The sequence below is a fragment of the Erythrobacter sp. JK5 genome (assembly GCF_018205975.1).
GTDB lineage: Bacteria > Pseudomonadota > Alphaproteobacteria > Sphingomonadales > Sphingomonadaceae > Erythrobacter.
In genome coordinates, this window is sequence record NZ_CP073577.1 from 2,825,952 (window position 1) to 2,847,748 (window position 21,797).

General features: G+C 64.1%; 20 protein-coding genes. 10 read left to right on the plus strand and 10 right to left on the minus strand.

Features of this window, described 5'->3' with window-relative positions; all coding sequences use genetic code 11:
- Positions 1 to 31: 31 nt before the first annotated feature.
- A complete protein-coding gene (locus tag KDC96_RS13775; protein WP_212448964.1) occupies positions 32 to 544 on the plus strand; it encodes a nuclear transport factor 2 family protein in 513 nt (170 codons plus the stop codon).
- Here the strand turns inward: KDC96_RS13775 and KDC96_RS13780 are convergent.
- Positions 541 to 894, minus strand: coding sequence for a nuclear transport factor 2 family protein (locus tag KDC96_RS13780; protein ID WP_212448965.1), 354 nt, complete (start codon positions 892 to 894; stop codon positions 541 to 543). The two genes, KDC96_RS13775 and KDC96_RS13780, sit on opposite strands and share 4 nt — an antisense overlap.
- Positions 895 to 917: 23 nt before the next feature.
- Positions 918 to 2,510 carry a fatty acid--CoA ligase gene (locus KDC96_RS13785; protein WP_212448966.1) on the minus strand — a complete coding sequence of 531 codons (1,593 nt, stop codon included), beginning with the start codon at positions 2,508 to 2,510 and terminating at the stop codon, positions 918 to 920.
- A gap of 88 nt (positions 2,511 to 2,598) precedes the next feature.
- On the opposite strand from KDC96_RS13785, the gene KDC96_RS13790 reads away from it, so the two are divergent.
- The gene (locus tag KDC96_RS13790) at positions 2,599 to 3,015 is read left to right on the plus strand and encodes a PaaI family thioesterase (RefSeq protein ID WP_212448967.1); all 417 of its coding nucleotides are present in this window, start codon (positions 2,599 to 2,601) and stop codon (positions 3,013 to 3,015) included.
- On the opposite strand, the gene KDC96_RS13795 is transcribed toward KDC96_RS13790, so the two are convergent.
- Positions 3,012 to 3,551: a nuclear transport factor 2 family protein gene (locus KDC96_RS13795; RefSeq protein WP_212448968.1), complete on the minus strand. Its 540-nt coding sequence runs from the start codon at positions 3,549 to 3,551 to the stop codon at positions 3,012 to 3,014. The genes KDC96_RS13790 and KDC96_RS13795 overlap by 4 nt on opposite strands.
- Positions 3,548 to 4,576: an NADP-dependent oxidoreductase gene (locus KDC96_RS13800; RefSeq protein WP_371815492.1), complete on the minus strand. Its 1,029-nt coding sequence runs from the start codon at positions 4,574 to 4,576 to the stop codon at positions 3,548 to 3,550. Before KDC96_RS13800 ends, KDC96_RS13795 begins: the two co-directional genes overlap by 4 nt.
- Before the next feature lie 131 nt (positions 4,577 to 4,707).
- On the opposite strand from KDC96_RS13800, the gene KDC96_RS13805 reads away from it, so the two are divergent.
- Positions 4,708 to 5,655, plus strand: a complete 948-nt coding sequence (locus KDC96_RS13805) for an SDR family oxidoreductase (protein WP_212448969.1) — start codon at positions 4,708 to 4,710, stop codon at positions 5,653 to 5,655.
- Positions 5,656 to 5,902: 247 nt separating this feature from the next.
- Here the strand turns inward: KDC96_RS13805 and KDC96_RS13810 are convergent, their stop codons facing one another.
- From KDC96_RS13810 to KDC96_RS13825, 4 genes are all read right to left on the minus strand, one after another.
- Entirely contained in the window at positions 5,903 to 7,099 is a 1,197-nt protein-coding gene (locus KDC96_RS13810) for a DUF418 domain-containing protein (protein ID WP_212448970.1), read from the minus strand.
- A 208-nt stretch (positions 7,100 to 7,307) separates the two neighbouring features.
- The gene (locus KDC96_RS13815; RefSeq protein ID WP_212448971.1) at positions 7,308 to 8,540 is read right to left on the minus strand and encodes an aromatic ring-hydroxylating dioxygenase subunit alpha; all 1,233 of its coding nucleotides are present in this window, start codon (positions 8,538 to 8,540) and stop codon (positions 7,308 to 7,310) included.
- A 132-nt stretch (positions 8,541 to 8,672) separates the two neighbouring features.
- Positions 8,673 to 11,135 carry a TonB-dependent receptor gene (locus KDC96_RS13820; RefSeq protein ID WP_212448972.1) on the minus strand — a complete coding sequence of 821 codons (2,463 nt, stop codon included), beginning with the start codon at positions 11,133 to 11,135 and terminating at the stop codon, positions 8,673 to 8,675.
- A 225-nt stretch (positions 11,136 to 11,360) separates the two neighbouring features.
- Positions 11,361 to 12,662, minus strand: coding sequence for an aromatic ring-hydroxylating dioxygenase subunit alpha (locus KDC96_RS13825; protein ID WP_249171807.1), 1,302 nt, complete (start codon positions 12,660 to 12,662; stop codon positions 11,361 to 11,363).
- Positions 12,663 to 12,795: 133 nt separating this feature from the next.
- Here KDC96_RS13825 and KDC96_RS13830 point away from each other — a divergent pair, with 133 nt between their 5' ends.
- Positions 12,796 to 13,575: an SDR family oxidoreductase gene (locus tag KDC96_RS13830; protein WP_212448973.1), complete on the plus strand. Its 780-nt coding sequence runs from the start codon at positions 12,796 to 12,798 to the stop codon at positions 13,573 to 13,575.
- A complete protein-coding gene (locus tag KDC96_RS13835) occupies positions 13,547 to 14,842 on the plus strand; it encodes an MFS transporter (RefSeq protein ID WP_212448974.1) in 1,296 nt (431 codons plus the stop codon). Before KDC96_RS13830 ends, KDC96_RS13835 begins: the two co-directional genes overlap by 29 nt.
- Here the strand turns inward: KDC96_RS13835 and KDC96_RS13840 are convergent.
- On the minus strand, positions 14,839 to 15,606 hold the full coding sequence (locus KDC96_RS13840) for an SDR family NAD(P)-dependent oxidoreductase (RefSeq protein WP_212448975.1): 768 nt from the start codon (positions 15,604 to 15,606) through the stop codon (positions 14,839 to 14,841). The two genes, KDC96_RS13835 and KDC96_RS13840, sit on opposite strands and share 4 nt — an antisense overlap.
- Positions 15,606 to 15,950 (minus strand): glutathione binding-like protein, encoded by a 345-nt coding sequence (locus KDC96_RS13845; protein WP_212448976.1) that lies wholly within the window; start codon positions 15,948 to 15,950, stop codon positions 15,606 to 15,608. The genes KDC96_RS13840 and KDC96_RS13845 overlap by 1 nt, the downstream gene beginning before the upstream one ends.
- 431 nt (positions 15,951 to 16,381) lie before the next feature.
- Between KDC96_RS13845 and KDC96_RS13855 the strand changes: the two genes are divergently transcribed.
- The 5 genes from KDC96_RS13855 to KDC96_RS13875 are packed head-to-tail and all read left to right on the plus strand — an operon-like array spanning position 16,382 to position 21,710.
- Positions 16,382 to 17,575 carry an acyl-CoA dehydrogenase family protein gene (locus KDC96_RS13855; protein WP_212448977.1) on the plus strand — a complete coding sequence of 398 codons (1,194 nt, stop codon included), beginning with the start codon at positions 16,382 to 16,384 and terminating at the stop codon, positions 17,573 to 17,575.
- 39 nt (positions 17,576 to 17,614) lie between these two features.
- Positions 17,615 to 18,145, plus strand: a complete 531-nt coding sequence (locus KDC96_RS13860) for a PH domain-containing protein (protein WP_212448978.1) — start codon at positions 17,615 to 17,617, stop codon at positions 18,143 to 18,145.
- Entirely contained in the window at positions 18,142 to 19,725 is a 1,584-nt protein-coding gene (locus KDC96_RS13865) for a PH domain-containing protein (RefSeq protein WP_249171809.1), read from the plus strand. The genes KDC96_RS13860 and KDC96_RS13865 overlap by 4 nt, the downstream gene beginning before the upstream one ends.
- 42 nt (positions 19,726 to 19,767) lie before the next feature.
- The gene (locus KDC96_RS13870; protein ID WP_212448979.1) at positions 19,768 to 20,787 is read left to right on the plus strand and encodes a low specificity L-threonine aldolase; all 1,020 of its coding nucleotides are present in this window, start codon (positions 19,768 to 19,770) and stop codon (positions 20,785 to 20,787) included.
- A complete protein-coding gene (locus tag KDC96_RS13875; RefSeq protein WP_212448980.1) occupies positions 20,784 to 21,710 on the plus strand; it encodes a DMT family transporter in 927 nt (308 codons plus the stop codon). The genes KDC96_RS13870 and KDC96_RS13875 overlap by 4 nt, the downstream gene beginning before the upstream one ends.
- Positions 21,711 to 21,797 lie beyond the last annotated feature (87 nt).

Here is a 21,797-nt window from a genome sequence, read left to right on the forward strand (position 1 = left end):
CGCACAATTGGCGGATTGGGGAGGATGTGGAGTGGAACGGACCGTTCAGGAACTCATCGACAAGCAGGCGATCGGCGAGGTGATCCAGCGCTATTGCCGCACGCTCGACTGGCTCGACGAGGAAGGGCAGGCGAGTTGCTACTGGCCCGACGCGCAGATCGAATACGGATTCTTCACCGGTCGCGCCGAGGACTTCCTGCCGGTAGTGATGGAGACCGAGCGCAATCTCGCGCGGCGCTGGCACATGCTGTCGCAGCCGCTGATCCGGTTCCACTCACCGACCAGCGCGAGCAGCGAATGCTACGGCATTTTCGGCGGCGGGCGCTGGCAGGAGGATGGCAGCATCGCGGGCGACCTGATCGGCGGGCGTTATCTCGACGAGTGGGAGAAGCGTGACAACGAATGGCGCATCTCGGCGCGCACCTACATCCTCGACTGGAAAAGCCCGCTGACGGCCCAGCCGCTGTTCGAGCCCGACCCGGATTTCCCGCTGCCGACCTTCCGGATCGATGCGGGCGGGCACCCGGAGTATCGCGAGCTCTAGCCCTCGGCGGGCGGGTCCATGTAGTCGCGGTAATAGGTCAGCTGGCCGTCCGCGACCTTGTAGATGCCGACCCCGCCCCTCGATCCCTCCGGAGAGTGCATGGTCCAGCGCGCCCACACGGCGTGATCGTCGCCGCAGATTTCGTCGACGGTGAAGTGGATCTTCCGCTCGCCCATTTCCTTCACCATCGTGGTCATGAAACCGAGGATCGCCTCGCGCCCTTCGTAGCGGCCCCAGATCGGGTCTTCGAGCAGCGCGTCTTCGGCAAAGAGGGGCGCTAGTTTGGTGTAGTCGCCTGCATCCTGGATTGCCCAGAATTGCTCGATCACGCGCTGTGCTTCGCCTGCCATTGGTGTCTCCTCGATTGATCGCCCTAATTGACGGCGCGGTCTTTGCCTTCCCAATAGGGCGCGCGCAGCTCGCGGCGCAGGATCTTGCCCGAGGGGTTGCGCGGCAGGGCGGCGATGAAATCGACCGATTTGGGGCACTTGTATCCGGCGATATGCTCGCGGGCGTGGGCGATGATTTCGGATTCGGTCAGTTCCTCGCCGTCCTTCACGACGACGCAGGCCTTCACTTCCTCGCCCCATTTTTCCGAGGGGATGCCGATCACCGCGACATCGGCCACCTTCGGATGCGCGTAGAGCGCGTTCTCGACCTCGGCCGGGTACACGTTCTCGCCGCCGGAGATGATCATGTCCTTCACCCGGTCGTGAATGTAGAGATAGCCGTCCGCGTCGAGATAGCCGGCATCGCCGGTGCGCAGCCACCCCTCGGCGTCGATCGTTTCGGCGGTGGCCTGCGGGTTGTTGTAGTAGCCGCGCATGTTCTTGCTCGAGCGCGTGGCGATTTCGCCAACCGTTCCGGCCGGCACTTCCGCGCCGGCCTCGTCGATGATCTTGATCTCGACGCCCGGCAGCGGCGTTCCGACGCTGCGCATTTTCGGTGAGCCTTCGGGGACGTGATCCTCGGGATCGAGCGCGACGATCGTGCCGCTGGTCTCGGTCATCCCGTACATCTGCACGAAGCCGCAGCCGAGTATCCGCATCGCCTCGCGCATCAGTTCGAGCGGGATCGGAGAGGCACCGTAGGTGACGTATTTGAGGCGGCTGAAATCCACCTGTTTCACGCGCGGATGATTGAGCAGGATCTGGATCGCGGCGGGGACGAGGAAGATCTTCGAGATGTTGTAATTCTCGATCAGGTCCAGCGCCCTGGTCGGATCGTATTCGGGCAGCACGATCGCGTTGGTACCTGCGATCATCGTCGTGATACCCGATCCGGTGCCGCTGATATGAAAGCACGGCATGGCGAGCAGCGTCACGTCGCCCTCGACCGGCTGCTGCCACTGGCGGACCAGCGCATCGTACTGCGGGTCGCGGCTCGAAAGGATCGATCCGTGGGTGATGACCGCGCCCTTTGGCTTGCCGGTCGTGCCCGATGTGTAGAGCTGGAGCGCGTCGTCATCGAGGGCGATCCGGACATCCGGAGCGTCGGCTTCGAACCCGTCGCGCCAGCTGCGATAGTCGGTACCGGAATGGTCGGGCGCGTCGATCCCGATCACGTGTTCGACCAGCGGGGTGTCGGCCCGTACCTGCGCCAGCACATCGGCGAAACCTGCGCCCACGAACACGACGCTCGCGTCACAATTGTCGAGGATGTAGGCGACTTCGGGCGGGGCGAGCCGCCAGTTCACCGGGGTCATCACCGCGCCGATCTTCGCTGCGCCCAGCAGCGCCTCGAAATAGAGCGGGTGGTTCTTGCCGAGATACGCCACCCGGTCACCCTTGCCCACGCCCAGCGCCATCAGCCCGTGCGCGGCGCGGTTGCTGCCGGCATCCAGCTCGGCGAAGGTGATCGTTTCCTCGCCGAAGGTGAAGGCTACGGTGTCGCCGCGCGCGCGGGTATGATCGCGAACGACGTCGCAGAACGAGGCGGCGGCGAGGGTGTGCGGAGCTTCTGTCATTGCCGGCGAAACTAGGCGAGCACCCGTAGCGGGGGGATTGGCACAATTCATAGCCCTCGCGTCGCGGCCGGTTGCGCTAAAGAAGGGCATGGCCGAAGAGCACACCCCCGATGGCTTCGAACGCGCGCAATTCTCGCCGGGGTTCCTCGACCATGGCGGACCCTACTTTCTCAAGCACAGGGAAGGCGGACCGCAGATCGTCGGATTGAGGATAATGCCGCATCACATCAATTACCGCGACGCGGCGCACGGCGGGGTGATTTCGACCTTCGCCGACGTCGCTTTGAGCCATGCCGTCTACGATGCCGAACGCCCGCGCCTCACGCCGTCGACGATCACTCTCGGGGTGAATTACCTGCACGCGGCCAGCCTTGGCGACTGGCTCGAAGCGCTGGTGCGGATCGATCGGCTTGGCGGGCGGACCGCCTATACGTCGGGCGAAATCCTGCGCGATGGAGGCCCGATCGCGACGATGACCGGCGTATTCGCAATCAAGCGAAGCTAGCCCAGCCACCTCTGCACCACCGGCGTCGAGGGGTCGCGTGCGTCGTGGTACCCGCATGATCCTTCGGGCATCTCAGACAGGTCCACGCCGTCCACCTTGCGGAACTCGCGCCAGTCGTAGAGGCCGGTGCGCTGCGCAATGCGCCATTCGCCGTCTCGTCTTTCGAACCGGTCAACATAGCGCCCGGCGATCACCGCCGAGTAGACTGTGCCCTTGTCGGGAAACACGTCGGGCACGGGGTAGCCTGCCGGAATTGTGTGCATTGCGGTCATGTAGGTCTCGGTGTGGCAGATGGAGTCGCCATGAAAGCCGAACTGCACCTGCCCCAGCTGGTGTTGGGTGGCGAGGCAGGGGTCGATAATCGCGCGGGCCTGTTCGACGAAGCCGCGCCAGTCGCCGAGCACGGTGCCGAACTGGAACTGCGCGTCGTCATGGAACAGGCTTTCCATCATTTTCCACCGGCGGCGGTCGATCGCGTGGGCATAAGCGGCGATGATATCGGCGATTGCGGCGCGGTCTTCGAGCGATCCGTTCATTGCTCCAGCTCCACGATGACCTTGCCGATATTGCCGCCGGTGAACATCTTGCCATAGGCGTGGAGAGTGTTCTCCAGCCCCCGCGTGACGTCGTACGGCATCGCCAACTCCCCGCTCTCCACCCATTCGCGCAGCTGCGCGGTCAGGCGCTCGCCCTGGTCCATGAAATCGGGCGAGAAGAAGCCCTCGATCCGCAGCCGCCGCATCAGCACCTGGTCGAATTCGCGCGGGGCAGTGCGCGTGCCCAAACCGTAATCGGCCAGCAGGCCGCAGACCGCTATCCGCCCGTAGTGGTTCATCCGCGTGAGAACCGCGTCGAGCAGCGACCCGCCGACATTGTCGAAATATACGTCAATCCCGCCTGGCCCGGAACAGGCCGCGTCGAGCTGGTGGTCGAAATCGGCCGCCTTGTAGTCGACCGCGCCCGCGATTTTGAGATTGTCTTCGAGAAACCCGCACTTTGCCGCGCCGCCGGCGATGCCCCAGGCTTCGCAGCCAATGATCCTCGCAATCTGGACCGCGAGCATCCCGGTCGCTCCGGCCGCGGCGGAGACGAGCACCCGTTCGCCCGGTTTGGCCGCGCCCGTTTCGGTGATGCCCCACAGCGCCGTCCAGCCATTCATCCCAAGCGGCCCGAACCATGCGCGCCTGTCCTCGACGGAGGGATCGAGCTTCATCGCGCCGGACAGCGCCGCATCGACCTGGCTCATTGCTCCCCACACCCCGAATGCGCGAACGAGATCGCCTTCGCGGAATCCTTCGGCCTTGCTCGCCATGACTTCGCCGAGCACGAGCCCGGTCATCGGCGATCCGACCGGAAGCGGCGGCTGGTACCCGTCCTCGCGATCGGTCAGCCACATCCGCGTGCCCGCATCCATCGACAGCATGGCGTTCCTGATCCGGATTTCACCGTCGGCGAGTGCGGGCAAGGGCGCTTCGACCAGCGCCAGCGCGCTCGAAAAATCGGTGCCCTCGGGACGGCGCTCGATGCGCCAGAAGCGGTTCTCCATGGCGTCGCTTCTCACGACCCTCCGCCGTTACGGCAAGGGCCGCTTTTGCTAGTTTGAACCCTCAGTTTTGACAGCGCTATCACTTTGGCGCGGTGCGCGCGGCGGGTGCGATTTCTAGTCTCCGCAGCAACGGAGGAGGAATTCAGATGGCACTCATCACGGTAATCGGCGCATCCGGGCGGCAGGGCATGGCGCAGGTGCGGCAGGGGCTGAAAGCGGGCTATGATGTGCGCGCGATCTCGCGGCAGGAAGACCCGTTCGGCGGGGCCAGGATCGACGGGATCGAACGCGTCGAGGTGCGGCCGATGGACCTCTACGATCCAGCGACTTTCAAGCCTGCACTCGAAGGCACCGATTACATCTTCTACACCCACCCGCTGCAGGCGCGCGCTGACCGAGCGGTGCTGATCGGCGATCTCGGCAAGGTCGGCGCGGAGCTGGGGGTCAAGCGGCTGGTGTGGAACACGTCGAGCTGGATCCCCGATCGGCCGGGCGACCCCTTCACCTATGGCGAGAACACCAAGGGGATCAATGCGCTGTGGCGCTCGGGCTGCCCGGGCACGGTGTTCGGCAGCGTGCTGTTCATGGACAATCTGCTGACCAACTGGGCGCGGCCCTTCATCGTCAACGAAGGCCGCTACGTGTATCCGCACAACCCGCAGCTGGAAGCCAATTGGATCAGCCTGGATGACGTGGCGAGGTTCATGCTCACCAGCCTCGAACGCCCCGACATGGAGGGCGCGTGGCTCAATATCGGCGGGCCGGAACGGCTGGTCGGCAAGCAGGTAACGCAATATCTGTCCGAAGCGCTCGACAAGGAAATCCGGTACGATCCCTGCACGCCGGAGGAATTCGGCAAGTATCTCGTCGACGCTGCCGGGGACACCATGCCGGAAGAAATGCGCGCAGACTTCGCCGCCGGGATCGCGGCGTTCTACGAATACAACAACACCGCGCCGACCAAACCGTTCGAAGTCGATATGGACTACGTGCTGGAGCGCTTCCCCGAGCTTGACGGCGAACTGGAAACGCTGGGCGAATGGACCAAGCGACAGGATTGGGGCGAGTCGAACTTCCGGCCGGCGTTTGGCTAGGTTCACACCGAGCCCACCCCGCTGCGACCAACTTCGCCTCCGGCTCAGTAAGTCTCGCTCCCCTCCCGCTTGCGGGAGGGGCTGGGGGTGGGCAACTTCCTCGACCGCTTTGCTCTGATCGCCGCCTGACAGCGGAATGTCGATTAACGACCCCAATGTCAGCCATGAACTCCCGCCACTTTTTTGCCAAAAGCGGACACAGCTTGCGCTATCTCCTTGAGATGAAGACGTCGCAGGGCTTAACCAGTTAAGCTGGTTGAACACTCTTGCGCAGCGGCACTTTCCAGTCGTTCAGGGTTGCCGCGCGCCAAGTCCATTCCAGCGGTCCATAGCGGTATCGAGCATACCACCAATGGGCGAACACGATCTGCAATCCGAAAAAGGCGATTGCGAGCGAGATTCTCGTTTGCGTGTCCCACACCTCAGCCATTCCCAGACCGAATTGATACAGGATGGGAACGGCGATGAATGAATGCGCAACGTAAAGCGTAAGAGTCATTCGCCCGGGCCCCCTGAACAGGCCAACGAGCCATTGCACTGGCGAATTCCACAAAAGCGCCAGCAGCCCGACTTGCGCTGTTATTGCGCTGATCCCTATCCACTGGAACAGGATTGCCCGCTCGGTAAAGGGTCCGATCGCAAACGTGCCGTCTGATGCTGATCCGGGGACCATCGGCTTCACGACGAATTCCAGGATCGCGAAGATGATGCCGGCAATGAGAAACAGAGCCGATGCAATCCCTCGATCTTTCGCAATGCGGGCGAAGAAACCTGTGCGCTGAATGACAACGCCAACGGCAAACAGTCCGGCAATCTCGCATACCCTGCCAAACGACCAGTTTATTGACCACTTGACGAGGTTGCCCTCGATCAAATTCGCACTGATGAGTTCTCCCAAGCTGCCGTTTTTGAAGACATCCCAAAGGTTGGAGCTGGCAAAATAGGGTTCTGATGCTGCAAAGGCATTGCCCCAATTGGCCAGCTGCCATTGAATCAGCAGCGGGATCTGAAGGAAAAGCAGGGCCGCAATTGCCATCAGTGCGTAATTGCTGCGAATTCTGTCCAGCGGGATCAGCAGAAGGCCCAGAAACGCGAGCAACCGGAGAATCTCGGGGGAATACAGCAGCGAGTGGACAAATCCGATCCCCAAGAGGAGCAACAGTCGCCATGCAAAACGGCCTGTGAAATCGACGCCGCGTCCGCGCTGGTTGGCCATGATTGTTGCGAAGCTGAACCCAAAAAGTAGCGCAAATATCGCGAAAGCCTTGCTGCCGAAGAGGAAGAAAATGGCCTGCCCCCACGGATCGTCGGTCGATCGCGATAGACCCACGCCAAATGCTTCAGCCGCATGCACCATGAGCAATCCGAACAAGGCGAAACCTCGAAGGGCATCGACAAATTCAATTCGTTCAGGTCGAATCTGCACACCGCTTGCGTCGTTCATCCAATTCCCCCTTTGGATATCCGGCGCGACCCGGATGGAATAGGATCTACGTAGTCTTGTTTGTCAAGGTGAGGCTCCGGAAGACTGCGTCCACATTGATTGCCTTGAGTTGCCAGTGCAGACCGTCCGCTTCCCACCCCAGTCCCGGACCTCCAGACCAAACTCCACAAATCACATAAGCAGTCATTCCGAATGCGAGGCCGAACGCCTACTCCGCCGCTTCCCTTTGCTCCGGCGCGAAGATCTCCAGCAATTCCTCGTCGCTCGCATGAGTAAGTTTCGCGGCCCACTGGTGAAACACCTGCCCGCCACGCTCGTTGCGACCGAACAGCACTTCCTTGAGCAGCCCCGATTGCAGCGCCGCGTGCTGGCGCTTTCCGGTCTTGTAGTCCTCGTCGCGGACCACGATTTCGAGGAAGTCGAACTGCTCGTGCGCCGATTTCACGTCGGCCTCGGTCTCAGGCTGGTTCTCCATGACATAGAATTGCGTGGTGTAGCTTTCGCCAACCGCGTCGCCCGGGAACAGCTGCGAGATCATCGCCCCGCGCTGCCCGCCGCCATAAAAGCTCGCGATCGAGATGTGCGGGAAGATCGTCCACACGCCCTGCACCAGCACGTCCTGGGGCAGTTCGTCGTCGCTCAGTTCTTCCAGATCAAGCTGCTGATCGTCGTCGCTCGATACCTTGATCGCAAATTTCGACGGGGTGGAGAGTCGCTGATGCGGGCCCCATGCGAAGAAGTTGGCGCGGTTGTAGAAGTCCGCCCCGAACGTGTCCTTGTGCAGCACCGGCAGGTGGTAGAAATCGAGATAGCCGTCATAGGCGGTCTTCCAGTTCGGCCCCGACAGCGTGCGCTGGCTGAACAGCGTCCACCCGTCGAACTCGAACGCGGCGAGCAGCTCGTCGTAGCCGCACAGATAGTCAGCGATCGAAAGCTTCGAGTCCGCATCGAGCGTCGCCCAGATCAGCCCCGCGCTTTCGTAGACCGGGAACCGCTTCAGGCACAGCGCCGCCTTGTCGACCGCGCCGAAATCCTTCGGGCTCGCAACGCCCACCAGGTCGCCATCGTTCTTGAAGGTCCAGCCATGGTAGCCGCAGGTGAAGCGGGTGCCGTTGCCGGTTCCGTTCGGCACCACCGGGTTGCCGCGATGACTGCACATGTTGAGGAACGCGCCGACCGTCCCGTCGCGCTGGCGGGTGAGCAGCAGCGGCACTCCGCAAATGTCCATCGCCTTGTAATCGCCCGGCTCGGGCAATTCGCATGACGGGGCGACCATCAGCGGCAGGCGACGGAAGATGTTGCGCTTTTCGAGTTCGAACAGGTCGGGATCGGTATAGGTGCTGGCGGGCACCCGCACGACCTCGTCGGCATACTCCATCGTATCGGCAGCCCCGTGCGCCACCAGATTGCGGGTCATGGCGATCAGTTCTTCGCGCGACATGTCGATCCTCCAATCAATGGGTTCAGGATGCGCCCGCAGGTGCTCCGCTCGCAATGCTCACTTTTGTGAGAACGCCAAAGCAAACGGGCGAACCTCGCAAGGTCCGCCCGCTGGTGACGATCCCTACGAAATCTAGAACTTGAAACGTGCTTCCACGAACACCTGCCGCCCGCGGTTCTGCGTCAGCACCAGGTCGTCGCCCACCGGCAGGCCGTTGAGGTTGCCCGGAGGCGCGAGGAACGGACGCCCGCCCGAGGTGATGACGAAGATCTCGTCGGTCAGGTTGGTTCCGATCAGCGACAGCCGCCAGTTGCCGTCCGGATGGCCGATTCCGACCGTCGCATCGAGCGTCCAGAAGCTCGGCTGGACGAAGTCATTCAGAGTCGCCTCGTCGGTGATGTAGCCATCGTTGTAGGCAGCGTTGCCCGAAACGAGGAACTCGATGCTGTCGTTCACCGGCACTGCCCAGTCGAATGCGATGTTGCCGGCCCATTCGGGCGACTGGCTTGCGCGCCGCCCGTCGAGATCGATGGTGCCACCCGCGCCGCCCGGTTGCAGGAACTGGTCGGTATACTGCGCATCGAGGTAGGAGAGGTTCCCCGACAGGTTCAGCCCTTCGACCGGGGTGCGCCAACCCCATTCGACATCGACGCCCTTGGTCGTCAACTCGCCGGCGTTGCTGGTGACGAACTGGATCGTCGTCGCGTTGAAGTTCTGCACCTGGAGATCGGTGAAGACATAGTAGTAAGCGGTGGCGTTAAGCGTGAACGTGCGGTCGGCGAACTGCGACTTGACGCCGATTTCACCGCCGATCGCCTCTTCGGAATCGAAGATCAGCGAGCTGAAATCGCCCGATAGAGCGGCGGCGCTGAGGCTGTTTGAAGGCAGCGCCGAGTTGTCGATCCCGCCGGATTTGAACCCGGTCTTGAACGAGGCGAAGATGTTGATGTCGTCCGCCGCCTGGTAGCGCAATGTCACTTCGGGCGAGAAATTGTCATCCTGAAAAGTGATCGGACCCGAGAAGAAGCCCGGAGCCACGAAGCCCGGTCCTTGCAGGAACAGATGCAGGAACGGGACCTCGATCGTCTGGATCTTGGTCTCATCGGTCCACCGCACGCCGCCCGACAGCTCGAGCTGGTCGGTCAGGTCGATGATCGCGCTGCCGAAGAACGAAAGGGCTTCTGTCTTGGTCGTATGGGTCTTGTCCCAGTCGTAGGTGAAGCCGGTTATCGGATCTGCTGCGAGGAACGAGATGTTCACCCCGTTCTGCGCGGTGTCGAAGATAAAGGTCCGGTCTTCGTAGAATGCGCCGAGCATGAAGTTGAACGCACCGTCCAGATCGGACGTCAGCCGCAGTTCCTGCGTCAGCTGTTCGAGCGAGTTGATCGGATCGGAGCAGCCGACGCCGCCCGGGACTCCGCCCGGGAACACCCCGGCATAGGAATAGCAGTCGAAATCGACCGCATCCATGTCGAGAATGCCGGTGGTCGACGTGAGCGCGAGGTGATCCGACAGGTTGAGCTCCCACAACAGGCGACCGAACCAGATTTCGGTCTCGCCGAACGGCACGCCGTTGCGTCCTGCCGCTTTCGACGGGGTGGGAATGCCGGGTGCGAGCTGCGGCGCAGCGTCGGGCAGGAAGTAGCGCTGGTCGGAGGTGTTGCAATCATAACCAGCCGGTATCACGAGCCCGCCCTGGAGCAGGAACACTTCGTCCGCGCGGCCATTGGCACCGCAGCTGATCTCTGCCGTGCCGATGGCGCCGTCATTCTCGTTCTTGGTGTATTGCACCTTGAGATTGGCCTTGAACCGGTCGTCCGGCTCCCATTCGAGCGTCGCGCGTGCGATGAAATCCTTCAGCCCGCGCTTCTGGTTCACAGCCGGGGTCCCGGGCTGCAGGATCTGGAATTCGTCGATGTCGTTGAACTGCGCGGCGAGCCGGATGCCGACCGTGTCGCTGATCGGGCCGGAGATATAGCCGCTGACGAGGTAGCCCTCTTCCTCGAACTCGTAGGATGCGCGCGCACCCACCTCCCAGTCGGAGGTCGGATTGGCCGAGCGGATCGAGAATACGCCCGCCGTCGCCGATTTCCCGAAGAACAGCGATTGCGGGCCCTTGAGCACGTCGATCTGCTGGGTATCGAAGAAGCCCGCCTGCACCAGGCGCATGGTCGATACCTGAACCCCGTCAAAATCGAACGCGACGGCGCTGTCGAACGCGGCGGAAATGTTGGATGAGCCCACACCCCGCAGGCTCAGCTGGCCACCCGAGCCCGATCCGCCGACCTGCACATTGAGCGTCGGCACGCGGCTGGTGACGTCGGCGACATTGTCGACGCTGAATTTGTCAAGCGTATCGCCGCCGATCGCGGTCACGGTTACCGGGACTTCCTGCAGGCTTTCGTCCTGACGCCGCGCCTGAACGATAATGACCCGATCGTCGTATTGATCTGCGGCCTCGTCGGTTTCGGCATCCTGCGCGAAAACGACGCTGGGCATTCCGACCAGGCTTGCAGCTGCGGACCCCGCCAGCAAGGCGCGTCGCAGCAGCCGGGCGTGGTCACCAGAGGCAATTCGGGTGTGAAGTCTGGTCATCGTGCTCTCTCCCTTGGAGCCTCGGCTCGGGCCGAGCGCCCCATTTCCCCAACCTTCGATAGCGCGCCCTCTCGAGACGCCTTCCGGTATGCCTCGATGTGTATGGGTCGGGGTGGGAGCGCTCATCTAGCAAAAGCGCTAGGGAAGGCGGCAAAGTGCGGCATTCTCGCCACATGGCGACGCCAAAACACGGTTTCCGTAGCGTAATTGTGCGCTGCAGCGCGATCACTCGGCGGCCTGGCGCGCGGCTTCCATCTGCGCGATGCGCGGATCGTTGGGCCAGATCCAGTCCTCGCCGATCACCTGTTCGATCCGCAGTTCGGGCGGCACAGTGTCGATCCCGATCATCCGGTCGCAGCTCTGGTGGAAGGCGTATATCCGCGCTTCCTGATAGGACAGCGGCACGCTGCGAAACGCCGCGCTCTGCATCGAACGCTGGATCGCTTCGCCGAATTGCGTGTCCTCGAGGATGATCGGGCTCATCTGCCGGCCGTTGAGCTGGGTCTCCTCCGGCACGGTCCACAGGTCGGGCGCAGGTCCGTCTCCCCAGTCGAGCGCCATCGTCACCAGTTCGAGCCGGGTGGTGGTGAGCGACGTGGGCCAGAACACCAGCGGCGGGACGAAATAGTTCGACAGCGGCGAGACCCAGTTGGGAAACAGCGTATAGCTCTGCGTGCAGGTGCGGCCGAGTTCGCCGACGCTGTCGATTGGCTGCCATTCCGGCGGGCTGTCGATCGCGCGGACATGCTCACGATCGGTCCGTTCGGGCGGCGGGGCGAGCATCCGGGCGTGGCCGTTCGGATACATCGTGTTGAGATTGCGCCTGCTGTCGACCAGCGGCGCGACGGTGGTCGGATGGATATAGGGCACATGGTAGACTTCCATGTTGGCCTCCATCGCGACCTTCCAGTTACAGTTAAGCTCGAAACTGTGCCGCGCGGCAAGGCGGATCCTATCGAAGGCGAACTCCTCCCATTCGTCCCACAAAGGACCGAGCCAGTCTCTCAGTGGCATGGCGTCGTCGTCGAAATTGACGAAGATGACATTGCCCAGCAGCTCGCAGCGGACCGGGATCAGGCCCCTGCAGCGCATGTCGAAATCGGGCGGGAAGTCCTGCCGCTCGGGCACCCCGACCAACGTCCCGTCGGTCTTGTAGGTCCAGTTGTGATAGCCGCACATCAGGCGCGAGGATTTGCCGCGATCCTCGGTCACGACCGGCGCACCGCGATGGCGACAGGTGTTGTAGAACGCGCGCACCGTGTGATCCATCCCGTGCACGATCACGATCGGATCGCCGGCATTGTGCCAGCGCATGTAGCAGCCCGGCTCAGGGATTTCGTCGATATGGCCGGCGAACAGCCAGCTCTTGCGGAAGATGTGCTGCTGCTCGAGCGCGTAGTATTCGGGCGACGTGTAGCGTGCGGCGGGCATGTCGGGCAGCGTGGGGAAGCCTTTGGGCGGGGCGCTGCGGCTCGCCTCCCATTCCATCAGCGCGCGCAGCCGCGCGACTTCGGCCTTGTCCATCATCGCCACTCTCCGGCGTCCGAAGATACCCGGCTGTGAAGCGGGCGCACCTCACATTTTTCCCATCGCTTTAGCCAGTGGCGCGCCGCCGCGCCGCGAATAGGCTGCGTGCGAAGTGGAGATTGGGGAGAGTGTGATGGCGGGACGGGTCGAGGGCAGGATAGCGCTTGTGACCGGCGGCGCGATGGGGCTGGGCAAGGCCGATTGTGAGGCGCTGGCGCGCGAAGGCGCCAAGGTGATCGTCACCGATCGTGAGGTCGAACTGGCGCACCGGGTGGCGGATTCGATCGGCGGCGATGCGATGGCGCTCGATGTGACCGACGAGCAGCAATGGAAGGACGTGGTGCACGCGGTCGAAGAGCGCCACGGCGGGCTCGACATCCTCGTCAACAACGCCGGCAACGTGATCTTCGAAAGCATCGAGGACTGCTCCCTCGATCACTTCAAGCTGCATCTCGACATCCATGTGGTCGGCACGTTCCTGGGCTGCAAATACGCGTTGCCGCTGATGAAGCATCGTCACAAGACCAATGGCGGCAACGGGTCATCCATCATCAACATGGCCTCGACCGCGGCGCTGATGGGGTACGGCAATATTCCGGCCTACACCGCGGCGAAGGGCGGCATATCCTCGATGACGCGCAGCATCGCGGTGCATTGCCAGGACGAAGGCTACGGCATCCGCTGCAACGCGCTCGCGCCGGGCGGGATCGAAACCCCGATGGTGCGCGAGGTTTCAGGCCGCGCGGGCGAGGAGCTGATGGACATTCCCGACGGCCCGCTCGCCGCCGATGCGCTCGGCGCGCCGCAAGACGTGGCCAATTGCGTGCTGTTCCTCGCTTCCGACGAGGCGCGCTTCCTCAACGGGCTGACGATCCCGGTGGACAATGGCCTCGACGCCCGACCGCATCACTGAGCCGGGCGGCTACCGCTGGTATGTTCTGGCGCTGCTGACGGTCGTCAGCCTGTTCTCGATCGCCGACCGTCTGGTGTTCTCGATCCTGATCGAGGACATCAAGGCGGAATTCACGCTGACCGACCTGCAGCTGGGCCTGCTCGGCGGACTGGCTTTCACCGCGACCTATGTCGTCGCCGGTTTCCCCGCCGCACGGCTCGCCGACCGGTCGGTGCGCAAGAACATCGTCGCCGCCGCGATCTCGTTCTGGAGCCTGATGACCGCGCTGTGCGGCCTCGCGGCGGGGTTCTGGACCCTGTTCTTCGCGCGCACCGGAGTGGGCGTGGGCGAGGGATGTTCGGGACCGGCGTCGCAGAGCCTCATCGCCGACTATTTCCGGCGCGATGAGCTGGCGCGGGCGATGGGGTTCCTCACGCTCGGGGCCACGCTTGGCACGGCGACCGGGCTGATCGCGGGCGGATTGCTCGCCGAAGCGTTCGGCTGGCGCTGGGCGTTCGTCCTGATGGGCTTGCCGGGATTGCTGATCGGCGCTGTGCTGTATTTCACTGTGCAGGAGCCCGAGCGCGGACGCTACGCCCCTGCCGGGTCGACCGTGAAGCAAGTGACCTTGTCGCGGACCATCGGGCTGATCGGCGGCAATCGCGTGTTCCTGGGCCTCGCGGCGGGATGGGCGCTGCAGATCGTGATCGGCTACGCGCTTGCCGTATGGATGGCGCCGGTGATGATCCGCAGCTTCGAATTCTCGACCGGCGATATCGGGCTGTATCTCGGCCTCACCTTTGCACTCGGCGGGATTCCGGGCCCGATACTCGGCGGCTACCTGACCGAATGGCTGACCCGGCGCGACGAGCGCTGGCGCGCCTGGTTACCGGGGCTGGTCAGCCTTTTCTGCCTCGTCCCGCTCGCATTCGCGCTGACGTCCGACAATTTCTGGACGTTCCTCGCCTGGTTCGCGCTCGCGTACGCGATCTACGTCGCGAGCCAGGCACCCATCCTGTCGGGAATACAGGCGGCGGTGGAGCCAGCCAATCGCGGTTTCGCGGTCGCCACCGCGCTGTTCTTCAACAACCTGATCGGGCAGGCGATCGGCCTCGCGGTGATCGGCGGGATCAGCGATGCGCTGGCGCAGGAATACGGTACGGGCAGTCTCGCCATCGCGCTGTTCGGTGTGAGCGTGGTTGCAGGAATCCTCGCGATGATCGCCTTCGCGTGGACCGCCGCTCAGATGGGTCCGAGCGGGTACCTGGAGAAGATGGGCCGGGCCTAGAAGCCCGGATGGATCGACAGCGCTCCGCCATCGACCAGCATTTCCGCACCGGTCATGAACGGGCATTCGTCGCTGGCGAGGAAGGCGATCGCGGCGGCGGTCTCGGCTGGATCGGCCAGCCGGTTGAGCGGCGAGGTCGCGGCCACGGCAGCCATCAGGCCGGGCATCTGTTCTTCCGCCGCGGTGAGGATTCCCGTCTCTGTCGCGCCCGGGATCACGGTGTTGCAGCGGATGTTGTAGCCGTGCTTGGCGCAATGCGTCGCCACCGACTTCGAGAGCACCCGCACCGCGCCCTTGCTGGAACAGTAGGCGACATCGCTCGGCAGCGCCGCCATGGCGGAGGTCGACGCGATATTGACGATCGCGCCCGACGACCCGTCTGGATTGTCCTTCATCGCTGCAATCGCCGCGCGGCAACCCGCCATCGTGCCGGTGACGTTGATCGCGTAGATCCGCGCCCACGCTTCGTCGGTCACATCCTCGATCGATAGCGAGGACACCGTCCCGGCATTGTTGACCAGAATGTCGAGCCGACCCCAGACATTCACCGCCCGGGAGACGATCTCCGGCCACAGCGCCACATCGGCGACGTCCTGCTCCGCGAACTGCGCGCCAGCCTGCTCGCACAGCGCCGTGCCCGCGTCGACGGCGATATCGGTTCCGAGGACGTCGGCCCCGTCCGTGCGCAGCCGCCTGACGGTCGCCGCACCAATCCCGCTGGCGCAGCCGGTGACGATCGCGACCTTGCCCGAGAGATCGGGCACTATTCGGTATCCTGCCACACCTTCGCGCTCTCGCGTCCGTTGTGCCGATCGATGAAGCGCGCGAGATTGGCGGTGCCCTGGGGTAGCTTCCAGCCTACCGTGAAGCCGAAATTCGCAAAACAGAACACGATCAGGTCGGCAAAGGTAAAGCGGCCGAGGACGAAATGGTTTCCGGAGCCGAGCGCGCTGTCGAACCAGCGCCATTTTTCGTCCGCCATGGCGGACAGTTCGGCACCGGCATTGGGGCTGACCACCGGCATGCGCGGTTCGAACATCGGCCGCCCGCCGGTGGCGCGGAACCCCATGGTCATCGGCACCACCACTTCCTGGTCGAACAGCCGCACCCATTTGCGGACTTCGGCGCGTTCGCGCGAGGAGCTGCCGAACAGGTTGGGCTGCGGGTGCTCTTCCTCGATGAATTCGCAGATCGGCCAGCTTTCGGTGAGGCAGGTGCCGTCGTCGAGCTCGAGCGTCGGGATCGTGCCGAGGGGTTCTTGGCCAGGTAGGCCTCGTCCTGCCGGTTTTCGCCGGTGATGATGTCGTAGTGGACGCGTTGGAAATCCTCGCCTTCGACGAGACCCTTTTCGATCAGGAACATCCGCACCAGACGCGGATTGGGGCCAAGGCTCGAATGCAGGGTGGTCATGGGTGTACTCCGCTGACTGTCATGGTGCGACCCGGGGACCTGGGTTGCTGTAGGCGACACATTGTTTCGCGTCGCCCTCACAATTGCGCTAGGCGACGGAACGCAGCTACACCACGTTTAAGGCAGGATATGGACTTCAATCTGACCGACGAGCAGCGCGAACTGCAGGATACCGCGCGCAAGTTCGCTCGCGCCGAATTGCCCGCTCTGGCCCGCGACATGGAGCACAGGGACTATCCTGTCCCGCACGACATGCTGCGGACTTACGGGGAGATGGGATTTCTCGGCATCAACCTGCCGGAAGAATACGGCGGTCTGGGGCTGGGCCATCTCGAAGCGCTGCTTGTGCTCGAGGAATTCGCGCAGATCTCCAATGCCGTGGCCTTCCCGGTGTTCGAAGCGCTGGTCGGCCCGGTGCGCACGATCGAGCGGTTCGGATCGGACGCGATGAAGGCGAAGGTCCTCCCCGAAGTCATTCGCGGCGAGAAGGTCGTCGCGGTGTCGATGTCCGAACCCGATGCCGGGACCGCGCTGACCGACCTCAAGACCAGTGCGGTGGCAGACGGCAACCCCGGATCGGGGTCCGGGGCAGGCGGCTACGTCGTCAACGGCACCAAGCGCTGGACCAGCGGCGGCGGGCACTCGGACTATTACGTGACCTATTGCCGGTTCACCGATGATCCCGGCGCGAAGGGTATCGGCGCGATCCTGCTCGAAAAGGACATGAAGGGGATGAACTTCGGCAAGCGCGAGGAGCTGATGGGCTTTCGCGGCATCCCCACTGCCGACATTTCGATCGAGAACGTGCAGGTGCCCGGCGAGAACGTCATCGTCGGCGCGGGCGGGTTCGGCAAGCTGATGAGCGCGTTCGGGCTGGAGCGGTGCGGCAACGCGACGCAGGCGCTCGGTCTGGCGGCGGCGGCCCTGGAACAGGCGCTCGCCTACACGCAGGAGCGCGAGGCGTTCGGCAAACCGATCGTCGATTTCCAGGCGGTGCAGATCAAGCTTGCCGAGATGGCGATGAAGGTCGATGCGGCGCGGCTGCTGATCCACCGGGCGGCGGCCAACGCTTCGGCGCAGCCCGATGGCCTGCCCACGGTCTACGAAAGCTCGCTCGCCAAATGCTACGCCAACGAGATCGTGCGCGAGGTCACCGCGCTCGGGATGCAGGTGATGGGCGGCTATGGCTATCACAAGGATTACGGGATGGAGCAGCGCCTGCGCGACGCCTATGCCTGGGGCATCGCCGGCGGGGCGATCGACGTGCAGAAGACCAATATCGCCGCGGCGATGATCGGGCGGCGATTCGACCAGCGGCGATAGAGCTTGCGCGCGGGGGCTGTGTTGCTCATGTAACGCAGCATGGAATCGACGCTCACCGCCACGCCCGCTTCGCCTGCCGCTGCGACATTCGCCGACCCCGATGGCGAGCTGACCAGGGTTCATCCCAACTACAAATCCGCGCTGCGGGTGCGGGCGACGATCACGGCGATCCCGTTCGTGATCGTCGCGCTGATTCTCGAGACGATTTTTCGCGAGCAGGAATTGCTGGTCTCGGGCGCGATCGCGGGGCCGGTGCTGCTGATCGCCATCGCCTTCATCATCCGGCTGCCCTCGCGGCGCTACACCGCGCGCGGCTATGCGATGAGCGCCGACCGGCTGCGGGTGGTGCGCGGCCTGCTGTTCCGCTCCGACACGGTTGTCCCGTTCGGGCGGGTGCAGCATATCGACGTCGACCAGGGGCCGATCGAGCGGTTCTTCGATATCGCGACGCTCACCCTGCACACCGCCGGAAGCCACAACGCCTCGGTGCATCTGCCGGGCCTGCAGCAGGACCTCGCCCGCGACATGCGCGAAACGATCCGCGCGCATATCAGGCGGGAAAGCCTGTGAGCGTGTCAGACGGGCAGGCCGCTAAAGGCGTGCCGGTGCCGGTCGCGGGTGCGCGCGGCGAAGCCGAACCCCGGCCCGAGGCCCGCAATACCGACCCCAGAAGCTTTCTGGTCCGCGGCATTGCAATGCTGGGCCAGCTGGTGATCCCGATCGCGATCGCCAGCTTCACGATCTTCGATGACGGCGCGGCGGCCGGGTTCATCAGATATATCGTGCCGGTTGTCGCCGCCGTGCTCGCGTTCAATTTCGGCATGGCCTATCTGCAATGGCGGCGGCTCACCTACACGATCGGCACGCAGGACATCCGGGTCGAGAGCGGGGTGCTGAGCCGCTCGGCGCGCTCCGTTCCGTATGAGCGGATCCAGGACGTCAGCCTCGAACAGAAGCTCATCCCGCGCCTGTTCGGTCTCGTCGCGGTCAAGTTCGAGACCGGTGCAGGTGGCGGCGACGATCTGTCGCTATCCTACCTGTCCGAGCAGACGGGGGAAGAGCTGCGGCAGCTGGTGCGCGAACGGCGCGATGGGCCGGTCGAGGCTGAACGCGGCAAGCCCGCCACGCCTGACTCCGCTGCCGAACCCGAGGCCGAAACCCTGTTCGCCATGGATCCGCGGCGGCTGCTGATCTTCGGCACGTTCGAATTCTCGCTCGCCGTGTTCGCGGTGCTTGGCGGCCTGCTGCAATATGCCGACAGCTTCATCGATTTCGAAATCTGGGACCCGGACCTGTGGCGCGGCTGGATCGAGCAGCAGGGCAGTTTCATCTCGGGTTTCGGCCCGTACGCGCAGGTCATCAGCGCAATTGCCGGTCTGATCGGCGTGTTCGTCATCGGTTCGGCAACCGGCATGATCCGGACCTTTACCCGCGAGTGGGGCTTCATCCTTGAGCGCACGGCGAGGGGGTTCCGGCGGCGGCGCGGGCTGTTCACGCGTACCGACGTGGTGATGCCGGTGCATCGGGTGCAGGGCCTCAGGATCGGCACCGGGCTGCTGCGCTATCGTTTCGGCTGGCACAGCCTGCGCTTCGTCAGCCTTGCCCAGGACGCGGGCTCCGCCAGCCATGTGGTGGCGCCGTTCGCGCAGCTCGACGAGATCGCGCCGATCGTCGCGGCGGCGGGGTTCCACCTCCCGAACGAGGAGGCCGACTGGCATCGCGCATCCGAACACTATGCCTTCGACAGCGCCGTGATCGATGGCGGGTTCTTTCTGCTCGTCGCGATTCCGGTCGCGATATTCGCGCCGCTCTGGGCCCTGCCGATTCCGCTCGCTCTCGCCGTTCTGTTCGCTGCCGCTGCGCTCTATTCGTGGCGGTTCAAACGCCATGCGATCGACGCGTCGCAGATCATGGCGCGGGCCGGGTTGCTGTCGCCGCAGAGCCAGATTGCCACCCGTTTGAAGCTGCATTCGGTCGAGATCGCGCAGGGCCCGATCGCGCGCTGGCGTGGCTATGCGACGCTCAACCTGGGGCTCGCCGGGGGCGAGTTCGATATTCCCGGGGTCCCGATCGACCGCGCGCGCGAGGTCCGGCGGGAAATCCTGGAAACCATCGCCGCGACCGATTTTTCGCAGCTCGAACACGCCTGATCGGCTTGCCAAGCGCGCCGCGTGCGATAGAGGCGAAGCGCAATGACCACGCCCAGACCATTCCTGTCCGACAATGCCGCCGCGGTGCACCCCTATGTCTGGGACGCGATGCGCGCAGCCGACAACGCCGACAATCCCTATGACGGCGATACGCTTTCGGCGCAGCTCGACGAACGTTTTTCGGCGCTGTTCGGGCGCGAATGTGCCGCTGTGTGGGTCGCCACCGGAACCGCCGCCAATTGCCTTGCACTGGCCACCATGGTGCAGCCGCATGGCGGGGTGGTGTGTCACGAGGAAGCGCATATCGAGGTCGATGAAGGCGGGGCGCCGGGGTTCTACCTCCATGGCGCGAAGCTGATGCTGGCGGGCGGTGAGGGCGCGAAGCTGACCCCTCAGGATATCGCCGCGCTGATCGATCCGATCCGCGACGATGTGCACCAGGTGCAGCCGCACGCGATCGCGATCACCCAGGCGAGCGAATACGGGCGCAGCTATACGCCCGGCGAGCTGGCGGTGCTGGCCGAATTTGCCACCGCCCGCCGCCTTGGCCTGCACATGGACGGCGCGCGGTTCGCCAATGCGGCGGCGTTTCCGGGCGGTACGGCGCAGGAGGCCGCCCGCGCGGCTGCCGGCCCGGTCGACAGTCTCGCGTTCGGCTTCATCAAGAACGGCGGGATGAGCGCGGAGGCGGTGATCCTGTTCGATCCGCAGCAGGCCGATCTCGTCAAGTATCGCCGCAAGCGCGCCGGGCACCTGCAATGCAAGGGCCGCTATCTCGCAGCGCAGATTCTGGCCATGCTCGACGACGACCTGTGGCTTGCCAATGCGCGCCACGCCAATGCCGCAGCGCAGGAGATCGCCGCCGGCTGCGGTCAGCGGCTGCTGCACCCGGTCGAGGCCAACGAGCTGTTCGTGCACCTTACCCCAAAGGAGCGCGAGGCGCTGCGCGGTCAGGATTTCGCCTTTTACGACTGGGGTGACGATGCCGCCCGGTTCGTCACCGCCTGGAACACCGAAGACGCCGACGCCGTCGCGCTGGGACGGGCCATCGCGGCTCTATGACAACCGCCGAGCAGGGCATGCTGCGTGCCCGCGTCATCCTCCCGTTCCTGATCACCGGCACGATCTGGGGATCGACCTGGTTCGTCATCACCGGCCAGATCGACGGTGTGCCCGCTGCCTGGTCGGTGTTCTACCGGTTTGCGCTGGCGACCCCCGCGCTGTTCCTGGTCGCCTATCTGATGAAGCGGCGGCTCAAACTGACGCGGCCCGAACACCGGCTTGCCGCGCTGGTCGGGATCTTCCAGTTCAGCGGCAACTTCCTGTTCGTCTACCATTCGGAGCTCTACGTCACCTCGGGCATCGTCGCGATGATGTTCGGGTTGCTGATGGTGCCCAACGCGATTTTCGGGCGCATCTTCCTGGGCGAGCGGGTGCAGGGCGGGTTCCTGCTCGGCAGCGCGGTCGCGATCGTCGGCGTGTCGCTGCTGCTGGTGCACGAATGGCGCGCCAATCCCGATGCCGGTGTGGTGGGCGGGAACGTGGCTCTGGGAATCGGTCTCGCGATGTTCGGCATCCTCGCCGCGTCGCTCGCGAACGTGATCCAGGCCAACCCGACCGGGCGGGGTGTTCCGATGGTGAGCCTGCTCGCCTGGGCGATGCTGTACGGGACGGTCTTCGATCTCGGCTTCGCCGCGCTGACTGCAGGTCCACCGCCGCTTCCGGCCAACCGGGAATACTGGGCGGGGATCGTCTATCTCGCGCTTATCGGATCGGTGATCACGTTTCCGCTGCACTACAATCTGGTGCGCGAAATCGGTGCCGGTCGCACCGCTTACAACTCGATCCTCACGATCTCGGTCGCGATGCTGATCTCGACGCTGTTCGAGGATTACCGGTGGACCGGGCTGACGGCGAGCGGAATGGTGCTGGCGGTAGTCGGGATGGTGCTGGCGCTCCGATCAAAGCAGAAGAAGACGGTGTAGCCACCTCGTCATTGCGAGGAGCCGAAGGCGACGCAGCAATCCGGAGCCGCCTCGCAATCCGCGCTGGATTGCTTGTCTTCGCTCGCA

Coding starts and splice junctions, on each gene's coding strand:
- KDC96_RS13780 (WP_212448965.1), bottom strand. CDS start 894: ATGGCAGGCGAAGCACAGCGCGTGATCGAGCAATTCTGGGCAATCCAG.
- KDC96_RS13785 (WP_212448966.1), bottom strand. CDS start 2,510: ATGACAGAAGCTCCGCACACCCTCGCCGCCGCCTCGTTCTGCGACGTC.
- KDC96_RS13790 (WP_212448967.1), top strand. CDS start 2,599: ATGGCCGAAGAGCACACCCCCGATGGCTTCGAACGCGCGCAATTCTCG.
- KDC96_RS13795 (WP_212448968.1), bottom strand. CDS start 3,551: ATGAACGGATCGCTCGAAGACCGCGCCGCAATCGCCGATATCATCGCC.
- KDC96_RS13805 (WP_212448969.1), top strand. CDS start 4,708: ATGGCACTCATCACGGTAATCGGCGCATCCGGGCGGCAGGGCATGGCG.
- KDC96_RS13810 (WP_212448970.1), bottom strand. CDS start 7,099: ATGAACGACGCAAGCGGTGTGCAGATTCGACCTGAACGAATTGAATTT.
- KDC96_RS13815 (WP_212448971.1), bottom strand. CDS start 8,540: ATGTCGCGCGAAGAACTGATCGCCATGACCCGCAATCTGGTGGCGCAC.
- KDC96_RS13820 (WP_212448972.1), bottom strand. CDS start 11,135: ATGACCAGACTTCACACCCGAATTGCCTCTGGTGACCACGCCCGGCTG.
- KDC96_RS13825 (WP_249171807.1), bottom strand. CDS start 12,662: ATGATGGACAAGGCCGAAGTCGCGCGGCTGCGCGCGCTGATGGAATGG.
- KDC96_RS13830 (WP_212448973.1), top strand. CDS start 12,796: ATGGCGGGACGGGTCGAGGGCAGGATAGCGCTTGTGACCGGCGGCGCG.
- KDC96_RS13835 (WP_212448974.1), top strand. CDS start 13,547: ATGGCCTCGACGCCCGACCGCATCACTGAGCCGGGCGGCTACCGCTGG.
- KDC96_RS13855 (WP_212448977.1), top strand. CDS start 16,382: ATGGACTTCAATCTGACCGACGAGCAGCGCGAACTGCAGGATACCGCG.
- KDC96_RS13860 (WP_212448978.1), top strand. CDS start 17,615: ATGGAATCGACGCTCACCGCCACGCCCGCTTCGCCTGCCGCTGCGACA.
- KDC96_RS13870 (WP_212448979.1), top strand. CDS start 19,768: ATGACCACGCCCAGACCATTCCTGTCCGACAATGCCGCCGCGGTGCAC.
- KDC96_RS13875 (WP_212448980.1), top strand. CDS start 20,784: ATGACAACCGCCGAGCAGGGCATGCTGCGTGCCCGCGTCATCCTCCCG.